31 protein-coding genes and 1 tRNA gene are annotated in these 22,008 nt (G+C 70.0%); 16 read left to right on the top strand and 16 right to left on the bottom strand.

The genetic code is table 11. The features are described from left to right. Positions 1-8: 8 nt before the first annotated feature. From OHA73_RS23305 to OHA73_RS23265, 9 genes are all read right to left on the bottom strand, one after another. Positions 9-452: a hypothetical protein gene (locus OHA73_RS23305; RefSeq protein WP_327656027.1), complete on the bottom strand. Its 444-nt coding sequence runs from the start codon at positions 450-452 to the stop codon at positions 9-11. Positions 453-463: 11 nt separating this feature from the next. After that, complete coding sequence (locus OHA73_RS23300) at positions 464-658, bottom strand: hypothetical protein (protein ID WP_327656026.1); 195 nt, start codon at positions 656-658, stop codon at positions 464-466. A gap of 21 nt (positions 659-679) precedes the next feature. Beyond that, positions 680-931 (bottom strand): hypothetical protein, encoded by a 252-nt coding sequence (locus tag OHA73_RS23295; protein WP_327656025.1) that lies wholly within the window; start codon positions 929-931, stop codon positions 680-682. A gap of 141 nt (positions 932-1,072) precedes the next feature. Then, a complete protein-coding gene (locus tag OHA73_RS23290) occupies positions 1,073-3,310 on the bottom strand; it encodes a cell division protein FtsK (RefSeq protein WP_327656024.1) in 2,238 nt (745 codons plus the stop codon). Positions 3,311-3,389: 79 nt separating this feature from the next. Continuing rightward, the gene (locus OHA73_RS23285; protein WP_327656023.1) at positions 3,390-3,776 is read right to left on the bottom strand and encodes an RRQRL motif-containing zinc-binding protein; all 387 of its coding nucleotides are present in this window, start codon (positions 3,774-3,776) and stop codon (positions 3,390-3,392) included. Then, positions 3,776-4,879 (bottom strand): conjugal transfer protein, encoded by a 1,104-nt coding sequence (locus OHA73_RS23280; protein WP_327656022.1) that lies wholly within the window; start codon positions 4,877-4,879, stop codon positions 3,776-3,778. Before OHA73_RS23280 ends, OHA73_RS23285 begins: the two co-directional genes overlap by 1 nt. Beyond that, positions 4,876-5,481: a hypothetical protein gene (locus tag OHA73_RS23275; protein ID WP_327656021.1), complete on the bottom strand. Its 606-nt coding sequence runs from the start codon at positions 5,479-5,481 to the stop codon at positions 4,876-4,878. Before OHA73_RS23275 ends, OHA73_RS23280 begins: the two co-directional genes overlap by 4 nt. After that, entirely contained in the window at positions 5,478-5,924 is a 447-nt protein-coding gene (locus OHA73_RS23270; RefSeq protein WP_327656020.1) for a Pycsar system effector family protein, read from the bottom strand. Before OHA73_RS23270 ends, OHA73_RS23275 begins: the two co-directional genes overlap by 4 nt. Beyond that, complete coding sequence (locus tag OHA73_RS23265) at positions 5,921-6,184, bottom strand: DUF6284 family protein (RefSeq protein WP_327656019.1); 264 nt, start codon at positions 6,182-6,184, stop codon at positions 5,921-5,923. Before OHA73_RS23265 ends, OHA73_RS23270 begins: the two co-directional genes overlap by 4 nt. 545 nt (positions 6,185-6,729) lie before the next feature. On the opposite strand from OHA73_RS23265, the gene OHA73_RS23260 reads away from it, so the two are divergent. Next, the gene (locus OHA73_RS23260; RefSeq protein ID WP_327656018.1) at positions 6,730-7,497 is read left to right on the top strand and encodes a helix-turn-helix domain-containing protein; all 768 of its coding nucleotides are present in this window, start codon (positions 6,730-6,732) and stop codon (positions 7,495-7,497) included. Continuing rightward, complete coding sequence (locus OHA73_RS23255; RefSeq protein WP_327656017.1) at positions 7,497-7,970, top strand: NUDIX domain-containing protein; 474 nt, start codon at positions 7,497-7,499, stop codon at positions 7,968-7,970. Before OHA73_RS23260 ends, OHA73_RS23255 begins: the two co-directional genes overlap by 1 nt. On the opposite strand, the gene OHA73_RS23250 is transcribed toward OHA73_RS23255, so the two are convergent. Together OHA73_RS23250 and OHA73_RS23245 are read right to left on the bottom strand one after the other, a co-directional pair. Beyond that, positions 7,958-8,527, bottom strand: coding sequence for an HD domain-containing protein (locus OHA73_RS23250; protein WP_327656016.1), 570 nt, complete (start codon positions 8,525-8,527; stop codon positions 7,958-7,960). The genes OHA73_RS23255 and OHA73_RS23250 overlap by 13 nt on opposite strands. 11 nt (positions 8,528-8,538) lie before the next feature. Beyond that, on the bottom strand, positions 8,539-8,985 hold the full coding sequence (locus OHA73_RS23245) for a winged helix-turn-helix domain-containing protein (RefSeq protein ID WP_327656015.1): 447 nt from the start codon (positions 8,983-8,985) through the stop codon (positions 8,539-8,541). 363 nt (positions 8,986-9,348) lie between these two features. On the opposite strand from OHA73_RS23245, the gene OHA73_RS23240 reads away from it, so the two are divergent. Further along, on the top strand, positions 9,349-10,668 hold the full coding sequence (locus OHA73_RS23240; RefSeq protein WP_327656014.1) for a sensor histidine kinase: 1,320 nt from the start codon (positions 9,349-9,351) through the stop codon (positions 10,666-10,668). On the opposite strand, the gene OHA73_RS23235 is transcribed toward OHA73_RS23240, so the two are convergent. Next, a complete protein-coding gene (locus tag OHA73_RS23235) occupies positions 10,661-11,311 on the bottom strand; it encodes a response regulator transcription factor (RefSeq protein WP_327656013.1) in 651 nt (216 codons plus the stop codon). The two genes, OHA73_RS23240 and OHA73_RS23235, sit on opposite strands and share 8 nt — an antisense overlap. Before the next feature lie 211 nt (positions 11,312-11,522). Between OHA73_RS23235 and OHA73_RS23230 the strand changes: the two genes are divergently transcribed. Beyond that, positions 11,523-12,290: a S1 family peptidase gene (locus OHA73_RS23230; protein ID WP_327656012.1), complete on the top strand. Its 768-nt coding sequence runs from the start codon at positions 11,523-11,525 to the stop codon at positions 12,288-12,290. A gap of 100 nt (positions 12,291-12,390) precedes the next feature. Beyond that, complete coding sequence (locus OHA73_RS23225; RefSeq protein WP_327656011.1) at positions 12,391-13,092, top strand: sensor domain-containing protein; 702 nt, start codon at positions 12,391-12,393, stop codon at positions 13,090-13,092. Here OHA73_RS23225 and OHA73_RS23220 read toward each other — a convergent pair. Continuing rightward, entirely contained in the window at positions 13,069-15,015 is a 1,947-nt protein-coding gene (locus OHA73_RS23220; RefSeq protein WP_327658509.1) for a propionyl-CoA synthetase, read from the bottom strand. The genes OHA73_RS23225 and OHA73_RS23220 overlap by 24 nt on opposite strands. A 26-nt stretch (positions 15,016-15,041) precedes the next feature. Then, complete coding sequence (locus OHA73_RS23215) at positions 15,042-15,383, bottom strand: cupin (protein ID WP_267069811.1); 342 nt, start codon at positions 15,381-15,383, stop codon at positions 15,042-15,044. A 150-nt stretch (positions 15,384-15,533) separates the two neighbouring features. Between OHA73_RS23215 and OHA73_RS23210 the strand changes: the two genes are divergently transcribed. The 5 genes from OHA73_RS23210 (at position 15,534) to OHA73_RS23190 (ending at position 18,198) form a co-directional block, all read left to right on the top strand. Next, complete coding sequence (locus tag OHA73_RS23210; protein WP_266718739.1) at positions 15,534-16,124, top strand: HhH-GPD-type base excision DNA repair protein; 591 nt, start codon at positions 15,534-15,536, stop codon at positions 16,122-16,124. A gap of 211 nt (positions 16,125-16,335) precedes the next feature. Continuing rightward, positions 16,336-16,677: a hypothetical protein gene (locus tag OHA73_RS23205; protein WP_327656010.1), complete on the top strand. Its 342-nt coding sequence runs from the start codon at positions 16,336-16,338 to the stop codon at positions 16,675-16,677. A 64-nt stretch (positions 16,678-16,741) separates the two neighbouring features. Beyond that, on the top strand, positions 16,742-16,879 hold the full coding sequence (locus OHA73_RS23200) for a hypothetical protein (protein ID WP_327656009.1): 138 nt from the start codon (positions 16,742-16,744) through the stop codon (positions 16,877-16,879). 244 nt (positions 16,880-17,123) lie between these two features. Then, complete coding sequence (locus OHA73_RS23195) at positions 17,124-17,420, top strand: type II toxin-antitoxin system VapB family antitoxin (protein WP_003955420.1); 297 nt, start codon at positions 17,124-17,126, stop codon at positions 17,418-17,420. A 124-nt stretch (positions 17,421-17,544) separates the two neighbouring features. Further along, positions 17,545-18,198, top strand: coding sequence for a LytR C-terminal domain-containing protein (locus tag OHA73_RS23190; protein WP_267069814.1), 654 nt, complete (start codon positions 17,545-17,547; stop codon positions 18,196-18,198). A 73-nt stretch (positions 18,199-18,271) separates the two neighbouring features. Here the strand turns inward: OHA73_RS23190 and upp are convergent, their stop codons facing one another. Continuing rightward, positions 18,272-18,907: a uracil phosphoribosyltransferase gene (upp, locus tag OHA73_RS23185; protein WP_266712219.1), complete on the bottom strand. Its 636-nt coding sequence runs from the start codon at positions 18,905-18,907 to the stop codon at positions 18,272-18,274. 138 nt (positions 18,908-19,045) lie between these two features. Here upp and OHA73_RS23180 point away from each other — a divergent pair, with 138 nt between their 5' ends. The 4 genes from OHA73_RS23180 (at position 19,046) to OHA73_RS23165 (ending at position 20,687) form a co-directional block, all read left to right on the top strand. Continuing rightward, positions 19,046-19,285, top strand: coding sequence for a hypothetical protein (locus OHA73_RS23180; protein WP_327656008.1), 240 nt, complete (start codon positions 19,046-19,048; stop codon positions 19,283-19,285). A gap of 205 nt (positions 19,286-19,490) precedes the next feature. Then, entirely contained in the window at positions 19,491-20,048 is a 558-nt protein-coding gene (locus OHA73_RS23175; RefSeq protein ID WP_266712215.1) for a tRNA adenosine deaminase-associated protein, read from the top strand. A gap of 85 nt (positions 20,049-20,133) precedes the next feature. Beyond that, positions 20,134-20,592 (top strand): tRNA adenosine(34) deaminase TadA, encoded by a 459-nt coding sequence (tadA, locus tag OHA73_RS23170; RefSeq protein ID WP_266718738.1) that lies wholly within the window; start codon positions 20,134-20,136, stop codon positions 20,590-20,592. A gap of 10 nt (positions 20,593-20,602) precedes the next feature. After that, positions 20,603-20,687, top strand: a tRNA-Ser gene (locus OHA73_RS23165). 56 nt (positions 20,688-20,743) lie between these two features. Here OHA73_RS23165 and OHA73_RS23160 read toward each other — a convergent pair. Further along, the gene (locus tag OHA73_RS23160) at positions 20,744-21,061 is read right to left on the bottom strand and encodes a hypothetical protein (protein WP_327656007.1); all 318 of its coding nucleotides are present in this window, start codon (positions 21,059-21,061) and stop codon (positions 20,744-20,746) included. Between the two features lie 445 nt (positions 21,062-21,506). Between OHA73_RS23160 and OHA73_RS23155 the strand changes: the two genes are divergently transcribed. Beyond that, entirely contained in the window at positions 21,507-21,677 is a 171-nt protein-coding gene (locus OHA73_RS23155) for a hypothetical protein (RefSeq protein ID WP_266719216.1), read from the top strand. 36 nt (positions 21,678-21,713) lie between these two features. Then, positions 21,714-22,007, top strand: coding sequence for a Dabb family protein (locus OHA73_RS23150; RefSeq protein WP_266712213.1), 294 nt, complete (start codon positions 21,714-21,716; stop codon positions 22,005-22,007). Position 22,008 lies beyond the last annotated feature (1 nt).

The raw sequence follows: 22,008 nt of genomic DNA, 5'->3' as shown, positions 1-22,008 counted from the left end.
TCCTTGGGTCAGCCGTGGAAGTGGTTGCGCTTGAACGTGGCCTTGCGGATGTTGACCGTCGTTCCAGGGCCGCGGCCCGACCCGAAGATCTGCACGGCGATGAACCCGCCGAAGACGACGGCGGCGAGGATGACGAGTTGGGTGATCAGTGCCGTGAGCGCGGCGATGAAGGTGGTGAGCATCAGCAGTCCGCCGCACACGGCGAGGAAGCCGACGCCTCCGAGCGCGATGTTCACCGCGGCCCGGGAGACGGGCGGCTTCGCGGCGACCGGTTCGGGCTTGTTCGGCTCGATGGCGTAGCCGGTGACGACGCGTCCGTCGGGCAGCACGATCGACTGCACCGCGGGGATGCCCGGCTGTACCGGGGCGAGCGGTGCCGCGGCCGGTACGGGTGTCGGGTAGTGGATGGTGTCCGCTGTGGTGGGCGGGCGGTAGATGGTGGGTTCGTTCACGGCCGGTCCCTTCAGCTTCCGAGGTTCGGGATGGCGCTGGTGATGGCCGATACGAGGCCGTTGATGGTGGCGTTGGCGTCGGTGGAGGCGAGGTAGAAGCCGAACAGCACGGCGACCACGGCCGCGCCGCCGCTCAGTGCGCGGAAGCGCAGGAGCGCGAGCAGTGCGGCGGCGAGCAGGAGCACGAGCGGGATGGTGACGGTCATGGGTGCGCCTTTCGCGGGTGGTCAGCGGGTGCCGGCGCGGTAGGTGCGGCGGCTGACGTTGTAGAGGTGGCGGCCGACGCGTATCCGCTTGCCGGTGGCCTTGCAGCGGCGGCAGTCCTTGCCGCGCTTGGCCTTGCCCTTGCGGTCGTACTTGAAGGCGTGGCCCATGCCGTCGCAGTGCCGGCAGTCGCCGAACGGGGACAGCCAGCACTTGACGCCATAACCAAGCGTGATGACCAGAAGGAAGATGACAGCGAGCGCGGAGAGAGTCATGACAGGGCCTCTCAGGCGGTTTTGAAGGGTTTCCGCAGGTGGGCCGCTACTTGCTAGCGGCCTGATCAGGGGCGCTTTGGGTCGCTAGCGGGGTCGCTTGCGCAAGCGACGCTCGGTGCTTGCGCAAGCGACCTTGAACACCTATCCGGCATCCCGCTTTTCGTTGCGCTGGGTAATCGCGTGGGCGAGGTCGTCGCGCTTGATGCCGCGCTTGTTGACGACCTTGCCGTTGATGCGGCGGCTGATCTGCTCGGTGCCGATGCCGTGCGGCTTGAGGGCCGCGGTGAGCGCTTCGGCCTTGGCCTTGGGCTCCAGCCCGGCCCACGCGCCGTAGACGTCGGGGCGCAGGTCGGCGAGTCGGTCGACGATGGTCTCGGACCACACCTTGGTCTCGCCCTTGCCGAGCACCTGCGCGACGTCATCGAGCACGGTCGCGGCGTTCTCGGCGGCCGGCGCCTGCCCGGCAGCGTCACCGGTCACGGTGCCCTCGGCCTCGCGCAGGGCGACGGCGCGAGTCAGGATCTGCTTGGCGTCCCCGCCATCGGCGAAATACGTCCGCACGATCCCGGCATCGTCCGACATGCCCTTGAGCAGGCCAACTCCCTTGTGGGACTTGAGCAGCTTGGACGCGTCCAGGCCTTCCGAGTACGAGCCCGCACCGAGGATGGTGTCCGAGACCTGGTAGGCGCCGACCCGCAGCGCGAACCGGGCCTGGTGCTGGTCACGCAGCTCGGACGGGCAGGCCTTGTCGTCCGGCTTCTGCGTCGACGTCATCACCGAGACGCCGACCGCGGGGGCGACGCGGGCGAGGTAGACGAGCAGGGCCAGGATCTCCTTGCCGTGCTCGGGGTGCTGCAAGTACTCCTGCACCTCGTCGACGACGAACAGCGTGAGCGGCATGTTCAGCTTCTTGTCCCGGCTGATCTCCGGGGTGAGCTTGCCCTCGGGGCAGATGTGCAGCGGCAGTTCCGAGAGCCGGTGGTAGCGGTCCTCCACATCCCCCTTCAACTCCCGCAAGGAGGCGAGCAGGTGGGCCACCGGGTCGAAGCCGTTCTTGGGCACGATGCCGAACGCGATCCGGTGCGCGACCAGCGCGAACTTGCGCCAGTCCGGCGACGCCTTGCCGTCGAACACGTACAGGCGCACGTGAGGATCGAGGGCGGCGGCGAGTGCGATGGTGCGCGCGGAGAACGTCTTGCCCTGCCTCGGCACCGCGCCGACCAGCAGCGACAGCCACAGCATGGTCGCCATCACGGGGTTGCCGCGCTCGTCGACACCCCACGGGAACGGCTTCCAAAAGTCCACCCGTGTCGCCCCGAGCAGCGGCGACTTGCCCGACGGGACCGCGAGCGGGTCACGGTCCGCGATCCAGTACGAGACACGGCGGTTGCTCGTCTCGTCCGGGTCCATGAACAGTTGCGTCGGTGCGATGTCCATGCCGGAGGCGAGGCGGCCGTGGGCCTTGAGCGCGTCCTTGAAGTGCTTGCCGTAGGGCAGGTCGACGACCACGCGCCACCCGTCGCCGTCGCGGCCGATCGGGCGGGGGAAGGCGACGGACATGTCCTTCTCGGTCAGCCCCGCCACCTCATGGGCGCGGATCACGATGTCCGAGGACAACTTGCGCTTGCGGAAGGTCACCTTCGCGCGGTCGATCAGCGGCCGATCGGCCGGCGCCCCTGCCGCTCCCAGTGCCGTGGTCAGCGCGGCGATGGCCAGCATGAGCAGCCACGACGGCGCCATCACGTAGAGCGTGAGGGCGGCGGACAGTGCGACGAACGTGCCGAGCGTGGCGACGATGCCGCGCAGCCGCACCCGGTCGTTGCGCTGGTGGGACAGGCGCAGGTACTCGGCGGCGTCCTCCTTGACGACGGAGGCGAGGCGCAGGGCCTTGCCCTCGGCGTCGAACACCCACCGGCCGATCGCGGTCGACCAGCGCCACGCCCCGATCGGCGAGTACGCCACGATCTTCGGGGTGTAGACAACCGGCAGGCGCACCGCGTGGTAGCCGACCATCGTCGAGTAGTGCCGCACCGCCCACTTCCGCACGGCCTTGCGCTGGTCGGGCAGCTTCACCCAGTCCGGCAGCACGGGCAGGCGGGCCTTGTCCTTGGCCTCCATCCACTCCGCCACCGACGGCGGATACGCCTCCTTGGGCGGGTCGACCTCCGCGCCCTCGGTCAGGCCCTCGGCCTCCGGGTCGTCGGTGTCGGGGAGGTCGGCCTCCCACTCACCCGGCTTCGCCTCCTCCTCCGACTCCGCCACGGTCGACGGAGTGGGGGCGGTCTCCTTGCGCAGGAACGGCAGAACCTGCGCCGTGGCTTCCTCGGTCTCGTCTTCCGGTGCCTCAACAGGCGGACCGGACACGTCGATCTCAGTCATGCTGTAGGTGCTCCTTCACGGGAGTGAGGGGTTCGGCCGCCGCGGTGGAAGGTGAGCGGCCGAACCCCGAACAGGCTGGTCAAGCGGCGTTTGAGAGCTGCTCGTCGTGGCAGAGCAGGCACATGCCGAGCGAGGTCGGCAGGCAGTAGCTGTAGGTCACCGAGCAGACGGGGCACGTTTGGCGGGCGAGCATCGCCAGCGCGAGGGCGCCCCACTTGCGCGAGGTCATCGGCCGCACCGGCTTCGCCAGGTCGACCCGGTACAGGTAGGCGACCAGGGCGCCGGACTTCCGGCCCCGGTGACGCAGCATCAGTTGGGCACAGACCGGCTGTCCGGCCGGCCGCAGTCCCTTGGCGCGGAGCTGCCGGCGGGTGGCCAACCCGTCCGGGGCGTAGCGCCACGGGTACGTCGGTATCCCGTAACGCGCGCCCGTCGGGTCGTAGCACTTGCTGTAGGCGGTGCCCATCACGCGGCTTGAGCGCGCTCGGCACGCAGCGTCTCGCGCAGCGTGCGGGCATTCGCGGGCGACGTGTGCAGCTCGCGACGGATGCCCTCAGCGGTCAACTTCGCGTCCGGCCAATCCGCCGTCACCGCGCGCGCCTCACTCAGCAGTTGATCGGCGGTGCGCTTGGTCCGAGTCGGCTTCGCGACGTCCGGCACGCGGCCGGTGGCGCGGCGCCGCCTGCTCGATTCGGCAGGAACGGCGCGGCGCTCGATCGGGACGACCGGAGTCGACTCGATGGCCTTCACCGGCTTACTCGGCAGTGTCGACTTCAGGAACCCGACCTGCACCGCGCGGGGCAGCACGGTCGGGTTGCCGGTGATCGGTGCGAGGGTCGATTCGGGCAGGTCAGCCGTAGACCGTTTCGTTGCGGCCTCGGTGGATTCCTCCGCATTCGCACCCTCGATCGGCAAGGCGTCCGAGGTGAGGCGGAACATCGATCCGAGTGCGGCGTCCGCGCCGACCGTGACGCGCTCGCGCTGCACATCGAGCAGCCTCGATCCGAGCGCCGCATCCCCGACCCCGACCTTGCGCGCCAACCGCCACGATGCCCGATCGGAGCGGTTGCGGACGCGCTTGTCGGGGTGGTTGGCGGCGCGGGCCCGGTGGTAGGCGAGCCGCTGCACGGTCTCGACCGCATGCCGCTCACCCTCCGCGTCGCGCCCCTCGGTGTGCACCGCGATCCGACGGGCGAGGAACGCCATGCCCTCCGCAGAGACGCACATGCCCATCGGGGTGATGGCGTAGATGACCGTGGTGCCCGGATCGTCGGCCGCCATCGCGGCCATCGCCGACGCGGCGGCCGGCAGCGCCCACAGCCCGAGGCGCACGATGCGCGGCGAGGACTGCCCCAGCATCGTCAGCCCGAGCAGGACCAGGGCGAGCACGGCGGTGGCGCCCTCGCCCGCAGCCACGGCCCCGAGCGCGGTACCGGTGCCGTAGGCGCCGCTGATGTTGGAGTAGGTACCGATCCCGCCGAACACCCCGGTGGCGAGCATCGGCACGAACGCCGCGGTGAGTACGACCTTTTGAGCCTTGCTCAGTTCCTTGCGGGCCGCAGTGCTCATGCCGTCACCTCCTCGGTGGGCACGGGGTTGACCAGGCCGGTCAGAGCGGCGATCTCGTCGCCGGTCAGGACCGTGCGCTCGTTCATGGCGTGGGCCACGGTGCGGATCTCGCGCCACAGGTAGGCGACCTTGCGGCGGGCCATCCCGCGCACCATCGACCACGACTTGCCGCCCTCGGGGGCGTGGTCGCGGCCGATCCGGTAGCCGTACTGGGCGAGGATGTCGATGGTCTGTTCGCGGTCGTGGTCGGAGTTGCACGCGTAGGCGCGTTCCGGGGTCCACAGGCCGTAGGTCATCAGGTAGTTGACGTGCGCGACCTCTCCGGCGGCGGCCATCGCGGCGAAGCGCCACGGCGGGGTGTTGTTCCCCTTCGAGGCGGTGTTGCCGGTGACTGCCTGAGTGCCGTTCTCGCGCGTCCAGGCGATGACCTCGCTGGTGTGCACGGTCATGCCGTAGGCCATCGCGAGGACCGCGTGTCCGGCCTCGTGAAAGGCGATCCCCAAGCGGGTCTGCTCAAGGTCGAGCGGCATGTCGAAGACCGGCTTCATAGTGCCGGTGTGGTCGAAGAACGCCGCGGGCGCGGGGACGGTGGCGGTCGTCATGCCGCACCCCCGAGCGTCACGACGGTGGCGACGATGAGCAGCGCCCCGCCGATACGGGTCAGGTCGATCGCGCGCCGCAGCGCGGTGAACTTGGTGACGGCGATGCGCGACAGTCCCGCGATGTCGGTGGCGATGTCGGTGGCCACCGCGTCCCGGATCTGCTCCGGCGTGAGCGTGGCCCACAGCGGAAAGCCGTGCCGACCGGACAGGTTCGGTCGCACCGAGGACAGCAGCAGCGCGGCGGCGCCCAGCAGCACCGCGACACCGGCCAGGCCGGGGGCGAGCGTGTAGACGGTGAGCGTCAGATCCTTGCTCGCGCTCCATACGCCGGCCAGCGCAGCACCGATGAAGGCGAGTAGGAGACTGGCCTTGCTGTCGGTCCGCGTGATCTCCGCCTTCACCTCAGCGTGGGCGGCGGACAGGTCCCGTACGACGGCGCTCATGCGGCACCGCCCGCCTGCTCGGTGATGCGGTTGAGCTGGTCGCGGTGCGCGGCGAGCACGCGCCGGCGAGCCCGACGGATGCGCCGCTCGTCGACCTCGGTCGGCGTGCGGTCGATAGTGACGATCTGCGCGTCGAGCAGCTCCATCTCTGCGCGGATGGCGGGCATCTCGGCTTCGATGGCGTCCAGCTCAGCGTCCGTGGGCTCCATGAACGGAGCGAATGCGGTAACAGCGTCCTGAACAGTGACGATGTGTTCCATGGGTCGTGGTCTCCCTAGCAGGTAGCAACGGCCCGAACAGCGGCCCCGGTGTTCGAGCACCGGGGCCGCGCGCCGTTGAAGTCGGTAGATCCGGCTCCCCTCTGCGCCGCTCGTACGAGACGAGCAGCGGAGGCAACCGCCGCAGCCGATGAGCTGCGGAAAGGGTTGGGGTGGTGCGTTGTCTCCTTCGGGAACACGAGCTCCCGTTGCAGGCGTATGGAGTGGCCTTTCGGCCTAAGCCCTCCGGTTGACCAGGGATCCGGGACCCTCGGCCCGATCTGCCCCGGGCCCCTTTGTCGTGCGCTCGTTCGTTCCGCAAAGCGAACCGAACGAGAGGAACATGTATTACGTGTTCCTCATCATGCAGAGGGGAGTTCGCTCCGTCAAGTCCTTCGACTTTTTGAGTTCCGCGAGCCCCTCGTGCTCGATGTACCTACAGCCTGGCCTCGGCACCCACGACGATCGACTCCGCACATGTACGACTCGGGTCGTTCTTGGCTACGGTGAAGTCGTACCAAGTCGTCCCAGACGAAGGGAGGTTGAACGTGGCCAACGAACGACTGCGCGGCGCGATCGTCGACTTGGGGCTGACGCTCGATGAGGTCGCCGAGAGGCTCGGGATCGCGCCCAAGACCGTTGAGCGCTGGATCAACGAACCCGCGCGCAAGCCATACCGTCGCTTCCAGTACGCGACGGCTTCGCTTCTAAAGTGCGAGGTGTCTTACCTGTGGCCGGATGAGCGCACATCGTCCGAGGTCACGGCATCAGGCAACGCGGAGTTGGTCAGGCTCTATCCGCACCGCTCCGTAGTGATGCAGACCCTTTGGACGAACCTCTACTCCACAGCGACCCGTCAGTTCGACGTGCTGGTGTACTCCGGGTTCTGGCTCACGGAAGATGCGACGTTCCACCGGATCGTGAAAGAGAAGTCGGCCGATGGGGTGCCCATCCGGTTCATGCTGGGAGATCCCACGTCGCCAGCCGTGGCGGTGCGCGGCGAGGACGAGGGGATCGGCGACACGATGGCGGGCAAGATCCGGAACGCCCTCATCAACTACGGACCGCTCTTCGGCCTCCCAGGAGTGGAGTTCCGGCTCCACAGCACGACCCTCTACAACTCGATCTACCGAGCCGATAACGAGATGCTGGCGAACGGGCACCTCTACGGTGTCGGCGCCTACATGGCTCCCGTGTTGCACCTGCAGCGCGTGCCCGGCGGGGAACTCTTTGATGCCTACGCTGAGAGCGTGGAGAGGGTGTGGGAGTCGGCCCGTCCGATCGCTTCACCCGCTGACTGGGAAGGCACACGCTGATGAGCCGTATCGACTACTTCCGCGACCCGAACGCCCCCAAGGCCAACTCTGTGGTTCCCTCGGTAACCGCGATCGTCCGCGACGACGCGGGGCTGTTGCTCCTCATCCACAAGACCGACAACGACCTGTGGGCACTGCCTGGAGGCGGCCACGACATCGGCGAACGCGTCGCCGACACAGCCGTTCGTGAGGTCTTGGAAGAGACCGGCATTGACGTTGAAGTAGACAGCATCGTCGGGCTCTACACAGACCCTGAGCACGTGCTTGCGTACGACGATGGGGAGGTCAGGCAGCAGTTCTCTATCTGCTTCCGAGCCCACCCCGTCGGCGGCTCTCTGCGTACGAGTAGCGAGTCGAAAGAGGTCCGCTGGGTTGACCCAGCGGACCTTGACGGACTGGATATCCACCCGTCGATGATGCTGCGCATCCGGCACGGTCTCGATGACTCGCGACGAGAGCCCTACATCGGTTGATCGCTGCCGGAGACTTTCGCCAACCGGCCCTCGATGCGTCCCGAAGCCGCATGGATCTCGGGGGCGGCGCGCTGGATGAACCGACCGACGATCGTGTCTGGCCCGTATCGCTGCACGATTTCATCCAGCCGTTCGGCCGGCGTCGTCTGCGTCCCGTCGGGCGTCGTCGTCATGTCGCAGTAGAGCAAGGCGTCAACCAGGTCCGCGCGCTCCAGGTCGAACTCACTCCCAAGCTCCGCCTCTAGCCCGCGCTCCTTGGCTTCCAGCAGCGCACAGGAGTGATGGGCCACGAGGCGAACGACCCGTTCGTCCGCACCTTCCTGGGCTCGCAGAAATCGCGCGCCATCGAGCGGGTGGAAGCCGGTAGTAGCGATGGCCGGCGAGTACCCGATGTCGTGCAGCACTGCGGCCGCTTCCAGCAGCTCCGCGTCATCACCCAGGATCGGGCGCAACGAGCGGGCGCGCTTGGCGACCCCAAGAGAGTGCTCCCACCGACGCGGAAGCGGATCGGAGAGCAGTGATTCGGAGAGCGAGTACGCCCACTCAGTCAGTCCCATGGCTGCCAAGGTTACGACCGAGCAGCGGGTGACGGGAGAGCGCGCACTGTGCGCCCCTTGCCATGAACAGTGGCGAGCAAGCCGGTTCCCTCCATCTGGGCAAGCGCACGACGCACGGCCGTGCGGGAGAAACCGAAGCGCTCACAGAGCTTCGCCTCCGACGGGTACGAGTCGCCGACAGCTAGCGAGTCTTCCGTGATCACATCCGTCATCTGCTCTACAAGGGTTCTGCGGTCACCGCCCCGGGCCACACGCCACCCGACTCCTGGCGCAGACTCCAGGACACCTTCCCCCTCAAGAACCTTCAGAGCGCGACGGATGGTGTTTCGGGAGACGCCGTGCGAGCGCATGAGATCGGCCTCCGACGGCAACGTGTCGGCGGTCTCCCCCTCCTCGATCCCCTTCCGCAGCGCCTCCGAGATGACCAGATAGGTTCCGCGCGGACTGGCCTCCGACACTTCGGCTCCTCTCACATCGCTCCGTAGCTCACTGCCAAGACTCCCACGGTGCCCCGTGAACGCTGTGCTGTAGGTCCGAGTCAAAACCCCTCCTCAGAGGGCGTCCCGTTGTCCTGGTCATTGTCCAGTTCACCTTCGACCGTCGTTGTCCACAGCCGTACGCACCCCCTGTCTGACCAGTCGCGTGAACGGCTACGGACGCCCCCGGACCGCCATACGCACAGTTGGAAAGCGTGTTGGGGGCAACCCCTCACGAGTTCGAATCTCGTATCCTCCGCACCCGCCCATCAGGGCAGATGAAGGGCCCCACCGTTTCGGCGGTGGGGCCCTTCGTCGTTTCGCGGCGCCTTCTATCCTCGGCGGGTGAGTACCGCCAGTCGCACCCGCACGCTCGGAAACACGCTGCGCAGCTGGGCTCTCCTGCCCTCCGGCGACGGGGACGCGGGGCCGGGCCTCGCGGCGCCGCCCGTTCCCCGCCCGCCCCGTCTGCCCGCGCGCGCCTCGGACGTGGTGCTGACGGTCGTCGCGCTGGGGCTCGCGGTGCTGAACAGCTACCAGAACCCCTACATGGGTCCGGCCGCTCCCTGGGCGAATCTGCTGATCGCCGCCGCGAGCGCGCTGCCCCTGCTCGTACGGCGCCGGGCCCCCGAACTGGTGCTCGCGGTCGCCCTGCTCGCCAAGGTCCTCCAGGTCTCCGCCTACGCGACGCCCGTCGCCTACTACGCGGTAGGCGCCTATCGCGGCCCGCACAGCCGCCGGGCCGTCTGGGCCTCGGCCGTCCTCGGCCTCGTGGTTGTCGCGCCCTGGGAAGCGGCGGGCTGGTCCAGCGTGCGGACGGTGGCGCTCTGGTTCTCGGTCAACTTCGTCTTCTCCTGCCTGGTGCCGCTGCTGCTGGGGCTCTACGTGGGTCAGCGGCGGGCCGTCGTCGCCGGTCTCGTCGAACGGGCGGAGCGGGCCGAGCGGGAGCAGCGGCTCGTCGCCGAGGCCGCGCGGGAGCAGGAGCGGCGGCGCATCGCCGGTGAGATGCACGACGTGGTCTCCCACCAGGTGAGCCTGATCGTCGTGCACGCCAACGCGCTCAGCGCCGTCACCCACGATCCGGAGGTGACGGGCGAGACCGCGCAGATCATCCAGACGGCGGGTCGGCGCGCGCTCACCGAACTCCGCGAGATGTTGGGGGTGCTGAGGAACGGTCCGGCCGACCGGGCGGACACCGGGGCCGCGAACCCTGCGCACGACCCTGCCGGGCAACGCCCCGTCCCGGGCGCGGCCGTCGACAGGATCACCGAGCCGGCCGACGGCTCCCGGGCCGCGGGGCTGCCCGTCACCGTGCACGTCGAGGGCGCTCCTCAGCCGCTGGCGGAGCCGGTCGAGCGGGCCGCGCACCGCGTCGTGCAGGAGGCCCTGACCAACGTGCACAAGCACGCTCCCGGCGCCACGACGCGGGTTCACCTCACGTTCGACCCGAGGACCGTGCGCGTACGGGTCGTCAACGGTCCGGCCGACGGGCCCGCCGGGCCGACCGCCGACGGGGACCCCCTGCTGCCCAGCGGCGGACACGGGCTGATCGGTCTGACGGAGCGGGTCCGCCTGGCCGGCGGCACCTTCGAGTCCGGGCCCACCGGCGACGGCGGCTTCCGGATCGACGCGGCGCTGCCCACACAGGACCTAGGGATCAGCTGAGCCCGGCGTCGTGGGTGACGAGCGCGACCTGGGTGCGGTTGGCGGCGCCGAGCTTGGCCATGATCCGGCTGAGGTGGACCTTGACCGTGGACCGGCTCACGGACAGGTCGGCGGCGATCTCGGCGTTGCTGCGGCCCCGGGCCACCGCCACGGCGACCTCGCGCTCACGGGCGGTCAACTCGGCCAGCCGTGACCGCGCTTGCGCCCGCGGGGCCGCCGAGCCCGTGGCGAAGGCGGCCAGCAGCTTGGTGGTGATGCTCGGCGAGAGCATCGCGTCGCCGTGCGCGAGAACCCGTACGGCGTCGGCCAGTTCGCGTGGAGAGGTGTCCTTGAGCAGGAAGCCCGTCGCGCCGTGCTGGAGTGCGGCGTGCACGTATTCGTCGACGTCGAAGGTGGTGAGCACCGCGACGGCGGGCGGGGCGGGCAGCGCGGCGAGCCGCCGGGCGACCTCCAGGCCGTCGACGCGCGGCATCTGAATGTCGGTGAGCACCACGTCCGGGCGGTGCTCGGCCACCAGGGCCAGGGCCACCGAGCCGTCGCCGCCCTCGGCGACCACCTCGATGTCCGGCTGGGCGTTCAGGATCATCCGGATGCCCCGGCGCACCAGTTCCTCGTCATCGAGCAGGACGACCTTGACGGTCACTCACGCCACCACCTCATCCGCGTACGGGAGCCATCGCCCGCTCACGGTAGCCGCCGCCGGCCGTCCCCTCGCGGTGGTCCCGCAGCATGATCCGGCCGTCGCGCCGTAAGACTTTCGGGCAACTCCGTCCAGGAGGTCAGGGCGATGTGGCACGGGTGCCGACCGCGACAGCATCGACGGCGTCAGGTCCGGACGAGACGCAGGAGGACAGATGATCAAGCGCGGCAGGGCGGCACTGTGCGCGGGCGCGGCAGCGGTGGGGGCGATCGCGCTCTCCATGTCGGTGGCACCGTCGGCATCGGCGATCATCGGGGGACACGACGCCACCTCCCCGTACCCGTTCATGGTGAGCGTGCAGAAGGACGGCAAGCACTACTGCGGCGGCTCCCTGATCAAGCGGGACTGGATCGTGACCGCCGGGCACTGCACGGTGAACGTCGAGCCGGAGCAGCTCTCCGTCCGGGTCGGCGATCACGACCGCACGAAGGGGGCCGCGGCGAAGGTCACCAAGGTCGTCGCGCACCCGGGCTTCTCCTACGAGCCGTTCCGCGACGACGTGGCCGTCATGAAGCTGGACCACCCCGTGGACGCGAAGCCCGTCGAGGTGGCCGCCGACGCCGGTCCGGCAGGTACCGACACCCGGATCCTCGGCTGGGGGATGACCTGCGAGGACGGCAGCGAGTGCCCGCACCCGCCGGTCACCTTGCAGGAGTTGGACACCGAGCTCGTCGCCGACGAACGGTGCAGCGAGAACTACGACGCGGCCAACGAGCTGTGCACCGACAGTCCCACCAAGAACGCGCAGGCGTGCATCCTCGACTCCGGCGGCCCGCAGATCAAGGGCCGTCCAGGGCGCTGGGAACTGATCGGCGCGACCAGCCGCGACGGCGACGCCGACCCGAAGTGCGCCACAGGGCCTGGCATCTACACCGACCTGACCGCCCACCGGGACTGGATCGAGCGGACCACCGGGAAGTGATCCCGGGGGCGCCCCCGGCCGGCGTCCTGGGGAAAACCCCACCTCCAAGACACCCCGCAGCCCCATGTTCCCCGCGCCGCCGATTCGCGAGGCTGGTGGCATGACCTCGACCACGCTGCCGTACGCGAGCACCACCTCGACCACACCCCGGGCCTCGGGCCACTTGCACACGCGGCCCGGGTTCTGGCGCGCTCCGTTCGCCGGTGCCACCTACCGCGAGATCGGCCACACGCTCACGTCGCTCCCCGTCGCGATCGCCGGGTTCGTCTTCGCCGTGACGATGTTCGCCCTGGGTGTGAGCACGCTCGTCGTGTGGATCGGGCTGCCGGTGCTCGCGGCGGCGCTGGGCGGCGCGCGCGGTCTCGGCGCGGCGGAGCGGGGCCGGGCGCGCTCCCTGCTCGGTCTGGACGTGGCGGCGCCCGCGCCTGCCGGTCCCGGACTGCGCGGCCGGGTCACCGACGCCGCGGGGTGGAAGGCGCTGCTCTTCCACACGGTGATGTTCCCGTGGCGGGTGCTGACCTTCGCCCTGTCCGTGACGTTCCTGGTCACCGGGTGGGTCGTCGCCCTCTTCCCCACCTACTCCTGGGTCTTCCACCGCTACCTGGACTGGCCCGGCTACCGGCTCTACGACTTCACGACCGACGCCGGCGCGCACCACGCGTACTACGTGGAGTCGCCCGCGCAGATCGCCGCGGTCTCGGCCATCGGGTTCGTGCTTGTGTTCCTGACGCCGCAGCTGGTGCGCGGCCTGACGAACCTCGACCGCGTCGCGATCCGCTCACTGCTGGGCGCCACCCGCTGACCCCCGCGTGAGGACCGGCCGCAGCGCGTCCAGGACCGATACATCATCGACCGTCGACGGCACTGGCTCGTCCAGGCCGTCGGCGATTCCGCGCATCGTCCTGCGCAGGATCTTCCCGGAGCGGGTCTTGGGCAGGGCCGCCACCACGGCGACCTCCTTCAGGGACGCGACGGCGCCGATCCGGTCCCGTACGAGCTGGACGAGTTCCGCCTCGACCACCGCGGGGTCCGACGCGACGCCCGCCTTCAACACGACCAGTCCGCGCGGCACTTGGCCCTTGAGCGAGTCCGCGACACCGATCACGGCGCATTCGGCGACATCCGGGTGGGAGGCGAGCACCTCCTCCATCCCGCCCGTGGACAGGCGGTGCCCCGCGACGTTGATGACGTCGTCCGTCCGCCCCATCACGAACACATAGCCGTCCTCGTCCACGTGCCCGCCGTCGCCGGTCAGGTAGTAGCCGTCGAACGCCGAGAGGTACGAGGAGACGAAGCGCTCGTCGTCGTTCCAGAGGGTGGGCAGGGAGCCGGGCGGCATCGGGAGGCGTACGACGATGGCGCCGTCCTCGCCGGGCGGTACCGGTTTGCCGTCCCCGTCCACGACCCGTACGTCCCAGCCCGGCAGCGGGAACGTGGGGGAGCCCGCCTTGACCGGCGCGGCCTCGATGCCCACCGGGTTCGCGACGATCGGCCAGCCCGTCTCGGTCTGCCACCAGTGGTCGATCACCGGGATGCCGAGCAGCTCGCTCGCCCAGTGGTACGTCTCCGGGTCGAGCCGCTCCCCGGCGAGGAACAGATACTTCAGCGCACTCAGGTCGTATCCACGCGTCAACTCGCCCTCCGGGTCGACCTTCTTGATCGCCCGGAACGCCGTCGGCGCCGTGAACAGCGTCTTCACCCCGTACTCCGCCGCCACCCGCCAGAACTGGCCCGCGTCCGGGGTGCCGACCGGCTTCCCCTCGTAGAGGACGGTCGTGGCGCCGGCCAGCAGCGGGGCGTACACGATGTACGAGTGGCCGACGACCCAGCCCACGTCGGACGCGGTGAACATCACCTCGCCGGGCCCCACGTCGTACACGGCCTCCATGGACCAGCGCAGCGCGACCGCGTAGCCGCCGCAGTCGCGGACAACTCCCTTGGGCTTTCCGGTCGTTCCGGAGGTGTAGAGGATGTACAGGGGGTCCGTCGCCGCCATCGGGACGCAGGCCGCGGGGCGCGCGTCGCGCATCGCCTCCGCCCAGTCCACGTCCCGGCCCGGCGTCAACTCACCCGGCCCCTCGGGGCGTTGGAGGATCACGCAGGCGTCCGGCTTGTGCTGCGACAGGTCTACGGCTTGGTCGAGAAGCGGCTTGTACGGGACGACCCGCGCCCCCTCGATCCCGCAGGACGCCGACACGACGACCTTCGGTGCCGCGTCGTCGATCCGCACCGCCAGCTCGTTCGCCGCGAAACCGCCGAAGACGACCGAGTGCACCGCCCCGATCCGCGCGCAGGCGAGCATCGCGACGACGGCCTCCGGGACCATCGGCATATAGAGGACGACCCGGTCGCCGCGGGTCACTCCGAGACCGGTCAGCACGCCCGCGAAGGTGGCGACCTGGTCGGTCAACTCCTCGTAGGTGTACGTGCGTTTGGTGTCCGTCACCGGGGAGTCGTACACGAGTGCCGGCTGAGCACCGCGGCCCGCCGCGACATGACGGTCGAGCGCGTTGTGGCAGACGTTCAGCTCTCCGTCGGGGAACCAGCGGTGGAAGGGGGCCCGCGAGGAGTCCAGGGCCCGGGTCGGGGGCACGTCCCAGTCGATCGCGCGGGCCGCCGTGAGCCAGAAGGCCTCCGGGTCCTCGGTGCTCGCTCGGAAGACTTCCTCGTACGACGGCATGCCCGCACTCCTTTGCGCAGAACCCGACCTGCGGGCCCGATGGATCCCGTAGCGACGGGAACACGATCAGGTCAGGCGGTGACCGCCGTCAACAGCACCGCCGCATCCGTCAGCGCGACGAGTCCGTGCCGTTCCTGCGGGATCGGGTGCAGCTGGCCCTGCGTGAGGGTGACGTCGCCGGAGACCGCGGTGAGACGGACGCGGCCGCGCAGCACCTGGAGGGTGGCCGCGGGCGGGGCGTTGTGCTCCTCCAGGTTGCTGCCCTCGGTCAGCGCGATGACGCTCTGCCGCAGCAGGGGGTCCTCTTTGATGAGGAGTTCCGCGCTGCGGCCGTGCTCGGCCTTGCGGGCCGCGGCCAGATGATCGTCGGCGAGGGCCACGAGATCGTACGGGGCGGGCGTCGTGGAAGTCATGACGTCAGGGTTACCGCGGACGGCGCGCCTATGCGACGCGGTGGCCCCCTATCGTGGCCGCGCGGGGCCACGCCGCCGGCGGCACCCCGGCGTGGCGACCCCGACGTGGCGACGCCGGCGGCCCGGCGCGATCATCGACGTATGAGCCGTATGGACGTCACCCTCCACCTCGCCCAGGAGCCCGCCGCCGACGAACTCCTCGGCCGCAGTCCGCTCGCCGCGCTCGTCGGGATGCTGCTCGACCAGCAGGTGCCCATGGAGTGGGCGTTCGCGGGCCCGCGCACCATCGCCACGCGCCTGAACGTCGACGACCTCGACGCGTACGAGATCGCCGCCCAGGACCCCGAGGCCTTCGCCGCGCTGCTCTCCGAGAAGCCGGCCGTGCACCGCTATCCCGGCTCCATGGCCAAGCGGGTGCAGCAGCTGTGCCAGTACCTCGTCGACCACTACGAGGGGGACGCGGCCGCCGTGTGGGAGGGCGTCGACACCGGCAAGGAGGTGCTGCGGCGCCTCAACGAGCTGCCCGGCTTCGGCAAGCAGAAGGCCCAGATCTTCCTGGCCCTGCTCGGCAAGCAGCTCGGCGTGCGGCCCACGGGCTGGCGCGAGGCGGCGGGCGCGTACGGCGAACCGAAGGCGTACCGCTCGGTCGCCGACATCACCGGCCCGGAGTCCCTCACGAAGGTGCGGGCGCACAAGCAGGAGATGAAGGCCGCCGCGAAGGCGGCGAAGGCCGCCAAGTAGCGGGCAGGGTGGGCGTGCCTCGGCGGAGCCGTGGTGGACGTCTCGGGGCTCTGCCCCGGACCCCGCGCCTCAATCGCCGGCGGGGCTCTATTTGCCTCAATCGCCGGCAGGGCTTGGTTGCTGTCAGCCGGGTGCCGGGTCGGTCACCCGTGAGGGCGGATCTGCCGCTGCATGGATCACGTCGCGGTCGGTGGTGGGCAGATGACGGGGCATGAGCGCCGCCGCGTCCGCCGCCTGCCCGGGCCACCGTGTCCCGGGCCTGGTGCGTGTGGTCGTGGTGCTGCTCGCCCTGCTGTTCGCGCCGCTCGCCGCCGCCCCCGCCGGGGCCTCCGCGCCGCCGCCCGCCGCCGCCTCCTCCTGCGAGCCGGGCGAGGGGACCCGGGACGCCTCCGAAGAGGCCCTCCGGCTGTCGACGGGCCATCCCGTCCGGCTTCTCACGACCCCGCCCCCGTGCGCCCCGCCACGCCCCCTCGTCGCCGCGCGCCCCGACACCACGGCGCAGCCCGCGCCGCCGCCCCACCGCGCCCTGCGCACCGTCGTCCTGCGCTGCTGACGGGACCCGTCCCCCGGACCCGTCAGCACGCACGCACGACTTCGAAAAGGACGGCAGCACCCTCATGCCCAAGGACCCCTACGCGCTCCTGCGCGCCCTGATGCGCGCGGAGGCCGCACGCGGCGAACGCTCCGCTACGCAGAAGACGACCCCGCCCAGCTCGCGCGACCGGCGGACGCCGGGCAAGAAGAACGACCGCTGAAGACGGTTCCCCGCGCCCCCGCACGGGACGCGGGGAACCACCCGTCAACGAAGCGCGCGCCACTACCCCGGAAGAGCCACGAACACGCCTGCTCTCCACCAACTCACCCACGGCGCCACTCATTTCAGGCCCCTGTGCGTCGCTCGACTGGACCCGGTTGGAGCCGGTTAAGGACGGTATTTACCGGCTGTGTACCGCGTCCCCATGGCTGCGCCCGGAGAGCCTTGCCCGGTAGGCTTTCCGTGTGATCTTCAAGCGCATCGGAAACGGCCGGCCGTACCCCGACCACGGCCGGGAAAGCACCCGGCAGTGGGCGGACGTCGCGCCGCGCCCGGTCCGCCTCGATCAGCTGGTGACGACCAAGGGCCAGCTCGATCTGGAGACCCTGCTCGCCGAGGACTCGACGTTCTACGGCGACCTCTTCGCGCATGTCGTGAAGTGGCAGGGCGATCTCTACCTGGAGGACGGCCTGCACCGCGCCGTGCGCGCCGCGCTCCAGCAGCGCCAGGTGCTGCACGCGCGCGTGCTCGAGCTCGGCTGACACGGCTCGCACACCCGTCCCACTGACGCCGCCTCAAGTCCGCATTGGCCCTTTTGGGTTGGACTGAGCGACTGACCGTGATCATTTAATAGGCATCGTCGCCGCACAGGATTACGCTGCGCTCATGAGCATGCTCACTCCACCCGGCATGGGCGGCAAGTACCGCATCACAGGGGACAAGTACCCCCGCATGCGGCGCGGGCGTCCGCACAGCAGGATCGTGCTCGCGGTCGTCGCGTCCGTCGCCGCGATCGGGCTGATCGGCTGGGGATCGTTCCAGCTGGTCGACGTCTTCTCGGGCGGTGACAAGGCCAGCGCCGCGGGGGCGAAGTCCGGCGCCTGCGAGCGGAAGCCGAGCGCGTCGGCCTCCCCGGGCAAGGCGGCGGCCCAGAAGCTGCCGAAGCCCTCCCAGATCACGGTGAACGTCCTGAACGCCACGGCCCGCGGCGGCCTGGCCAAGGACACCGCGGACGAGCTGAAGAAGCGCGGCTTCAAGATCGGCGACGTGGGCAACGCCACGAAGGCGTACGACAAGAAGGTCAAGGGCCCCGGCATACTGCTCGGCGCCTCCGCGGCCACCGACGCGGCGCTCCCGGTCCTCGGTACGCAGCTGACCGGCGCCGAGCTGAAGGCGGACAAGCGCTCGAAGCCGACCGAGGTCGACCTGATCATCGGCTCCGACTTCAAGAAGCTCGCCAAGAAGCCGGCCGCGGACAAGGCGCTGACGGCGCTGAGCCACCCGAAGCCGCAGCCCTCGGCGTCCGGCGCGGGCTGCTGACGGGACCCGTACAGCGAAAAGCCGCGGACGGTTCGTCCGCGGCTTTTCCGTTCCCGTTCCCGTACGGCGTCGGTTACTCGGCGACCCCGTACATACGGTCCCCGGCGTCGCCGAGGCCCGGAACGATGTACCCGTGCTCGTTGAGCCGCTCGTCGACGGAGGCCGTCACGACGGTGACCGGCGTGCCTGCCAGCTCGCGCTCCATGATCTCGACGCCCTCGGGGGCGGCGAGCAGCACCACGGCCGTGACGTCGTCGGCGCCGCGCTTGATCAGTTCCTGGATCGCCGCGACGAGCGTGCCGCCCGTGGCCAGCATCGGGTCGAGGACGTACACCTGGCGCCCGGAGAGGTCGTCCGGCATCCGCGTCGCGTACGTCGCGGGCTGCAGCGTCTCCTCGTTGCGCACCATGCCGAGGAAGCCCACCTCGGCGGTCGGCAGGAGGCGCACCATGCCGTCGAGCATGCCGAGGCCCGCGCGCAGGATCGGCACCACCAGGGGGCGCGGGTACGACAGCTTGACGCCGGTCGTCCGCGAGACGGGGGTGTCGATGTCGACCTGCTCGGTGCGCACGTCCCGGGTCGCCTCATAGGCGAGCAGGGTGACCAGCTCGTCGGCCAGGCGCCGGAAGGTCGGGGAGTCGGTGCGCTGGTCGCGCAGCGTGGTGAGCTTGTGCGCCACCAAAGGGTGGTCGACGACGTGGATCCGCATGTCCCCAACAGTAACCGGGCCACAGGGCCGCGGCTCCCCCGCGCGGTGGCATCAACGGCCGGTACGGAGGGAAGGTGGAAGGGACTCGCCGACTGGCTCCGACTGGCGCCGACTGGGCGGACTGGGGTGGTGTGGCCGATGGCGGACGAGAAACGTCGGGAGCGGCCCGAGCGGGAGTCGGGCGGTGCCGGTACGGGGACCGGAGCCGGGCCCGAGCCGGACACGGAGACGGAGACGGACGCCGAGCGCAGGCGCAGGCGGGCCCTGTTCCTGCGGGAACTGACCGAGGCGCGGGAGCTGCGCGCCAGGGTCCAGCCACGCCGCGCCCGGGCGGCACGGATGCGACAGCAGATGCGCATGCGCACGTTTCGCTGGTGACGGGCCCGGCCGGTCCGCCCCGGATCCCCGTCCCGCGGGACTTCGCGGAGGACGCGCCACGAACACAGCGCGCGGAAGACCTCTCTTGGAGCCGGACTTTCTGCCACGATTCCGAGTGGGCGGGGCTTGAACTGCAATCCCCGCCTCCCAGGCCCCGCCGGGGGGATTCCCGACCGGCACCCTTAAGACCAGTGGGAGAGTCACGGTGTACTTCGCCGCACTGCTCGCGCGCACCGAAGACGGGTGGGAAGCGAGCGATACAGAGCTCGACGACGTGGAGACCCTGTCGGATCTGTCCGACCTGGCCCGCGAGGCGGCGGCCGAGGCCGGCGCCGAGGACGACACGATCCTCGTCTTCATCGAACAAGAGGACGCCTGGTTCGGCGTCGTCCGCATCGACGGCGAGGAGGACCCTCGCATCTACGTCTCCGACGCGGCCGCGGCTGCCCGCAGCAGCTACGGCGAGATCCTGCTCACCGACGAACTGCTCGGCAAGGCTCCGGACGGTTCGGACGTCGTCGACGATCTGGACGCCCTGGACCTGGACGGCACGGAGGACGGCGAGCCGGACGGCGAGAGCGCGTCCGACGACGACGAGGACGCCGGAGCCGAGGTGGTGCCGCCGGGCCCGCTCGGCGACAGCGGGGTCCTGGCCGACCTGGGCGTCGCCGAGAAGGATCTGCTCACTCTCGACGGGACGGACGCGCTGGGCGAGATCGCCGACGCCCTGGGCGCATCGGAGGTCCTCGAGACGGTGCGCTGACCGCGGCGGGGATAGATTCCTCGCCGTGACACCCTCCGACACCGTTTCCGACCCCGATCCCGTACGAGACCCCTGGAAGCCGCCGATGCGGCAGGCCCTGGCCGAGGCCGGGCTCGCCGCGGCGGGCGGTGACGTTCCCGTCGGCGCCGTCGTGCTGGCGCCGGACGGGACCACCGTGCTCGCGCGGGCGCACAACGAGCGTGAGCTGACCGGGGACCCGACCGCGCACGCCGAGGTGCTGGCGCTGCGCAGGGCGGCGCAAGAAGTAGGAGAGTGGCGGCTCACGGGGTGCACGCTCGTCGTCACCCTGGAGCCGTGCACCATGTGCGCGGGCGCGCTCGTGCAGTCCCGCGTCGACCGGGTCGTCTACGGGGCCCGCGACGAAAAGGCGGGGGCGGCCGGTTCGCTGTGGGACGTGATCCGCGACCGGCGGCTCAACCACAGGCCCGAAGTGATCTCCGGCGTACTCGCCGAGGAGTGTGCGACACAGCTCACCCGTTTCTTCAGAGAAACGGATTTCGGACCACGGCCCACCATGGGCTAGAGTTCCTCTCGGTAGCGTGTCCGAGCGGCCGAAGGAGCTCGCCTCGAAAGCGAGTGAGGGGAAACTCTCCGAGGGTTCAAATCCCTCCGCTACCGCCGGCCGAAAGGGCGGATCCGACAGGATCCGCCCTTTCGCTTTTGCCCGGCCGCGCTCAGCCGGCCTGCGGACCCGCCGCGGGCGGCCAGGGCTGCTGGGCCTGCGGGGGCTGTTCGGCCCCGAACCGGACCTCGGACAGCGCCTTCTTCACGGGGACCTTGGCCAGGTAGCCGGATCCAAAGCAGATGTTCTGCACCACGTACCAGAACTTCTCGGCGCTGGTCATCTCGCAGAGCCCGTACTCACTGAGGGCCTTCTTCGTGGGGACCTTTGCGAAGTAGGCGGCCCCGAACGAGATGCACCCGAGGATGTACCAGAAGCTCTCCGCGCCCGTGGTGCTTCCCCTTCCGAGGGTCTGGGTCTGGTTGGCCATGGGAAGTCCCTCCTTGTACGCGTCCTGTGGGCGAACCCATGGTGCTCCCGGGAAGCGTCGCGTGAAGCCATGGACACGGAAAAGCCCCGACACCTGCCCAGAGGTGTCGGGGCCTTCACGTCCCGTTCGGGTCGGGGGGAGTGGTATCGGGGGGACAAACCACTCCCCCCGATGAGGACGGACTCCCGTAGTCCGCGCCGCTTCGGGGGGAAGTGCGGCGCGGACCCCGCAGTCGGGGTCACGTCCCTGCCCATCGGATTCCTGCCAGACCCTCCGGGCTCATCACCAATACTGCCCCTTTGTGGCGATGCGGGAGGTCGGCAAAGGACCCATAACCGGAGGCCGTTGGTCCTTAAAGGTCGCGTCGGTGATCGTCCGCGTTAGACTCGCCGCCGTTCGACAGGGGTCGGACGGGGCCAGGACACGGGTACGGGGAGGCAACGTGGTGCAGTCGAAGAAAGTCGCGCTCTTCGTCGGGGTGGTCTTCGTGCTCTACGTGATCATCACCGACCCCTCCAAGGCCGCCGATTACGTCCAGATAGGGTTCGAAGGCGTATCGTCCGCCGCCCAGTCCATAGGCGACTTCATGACCTGGGTCGTCAACGGCGGGAAGTAGCGGCAAGCCGGCCGTCAGCACCGCAGGGAGCACCCCGTGATCCGCCATCTGGTCCTTTTCAAGCTCAACGACGGCGTGAGCCGTGACGAACCGCGCGTGGCCGAGGGCGTCGAGGCCTTCCGCGCGCTGGGCGCGAAGATCCCCGAGCTGACGTTCTGGGAGTGCGACTGGAACATCACCGACCGCCCGATCGCCTATGACTTCGCGATCAACTCGGCCGTCGAGGACACCGACGCCCTGAAGCGGTACATCGAGCACCCCGCGCACCAGGAGGGCGTCGCGATGTGGCGCGAGTTCGCCACGTGGGTGATCGCGGACTACGAGTTCTGAG

Source organism: Streptomyces sp. NBC_00483, from assembly GCF_036013745.1.
Classification (GTDB): domain Bacteria; phylum Actinomycetota; class Actinomycetes; order Streptomycetales; family Streptomycetaceae; genus Streptomyces.
The sequence above is the reverse complement of the archived record's forward strand: the minus strand, read 5'-3'. Positions and strand labels throughout refer to the sequence as shown.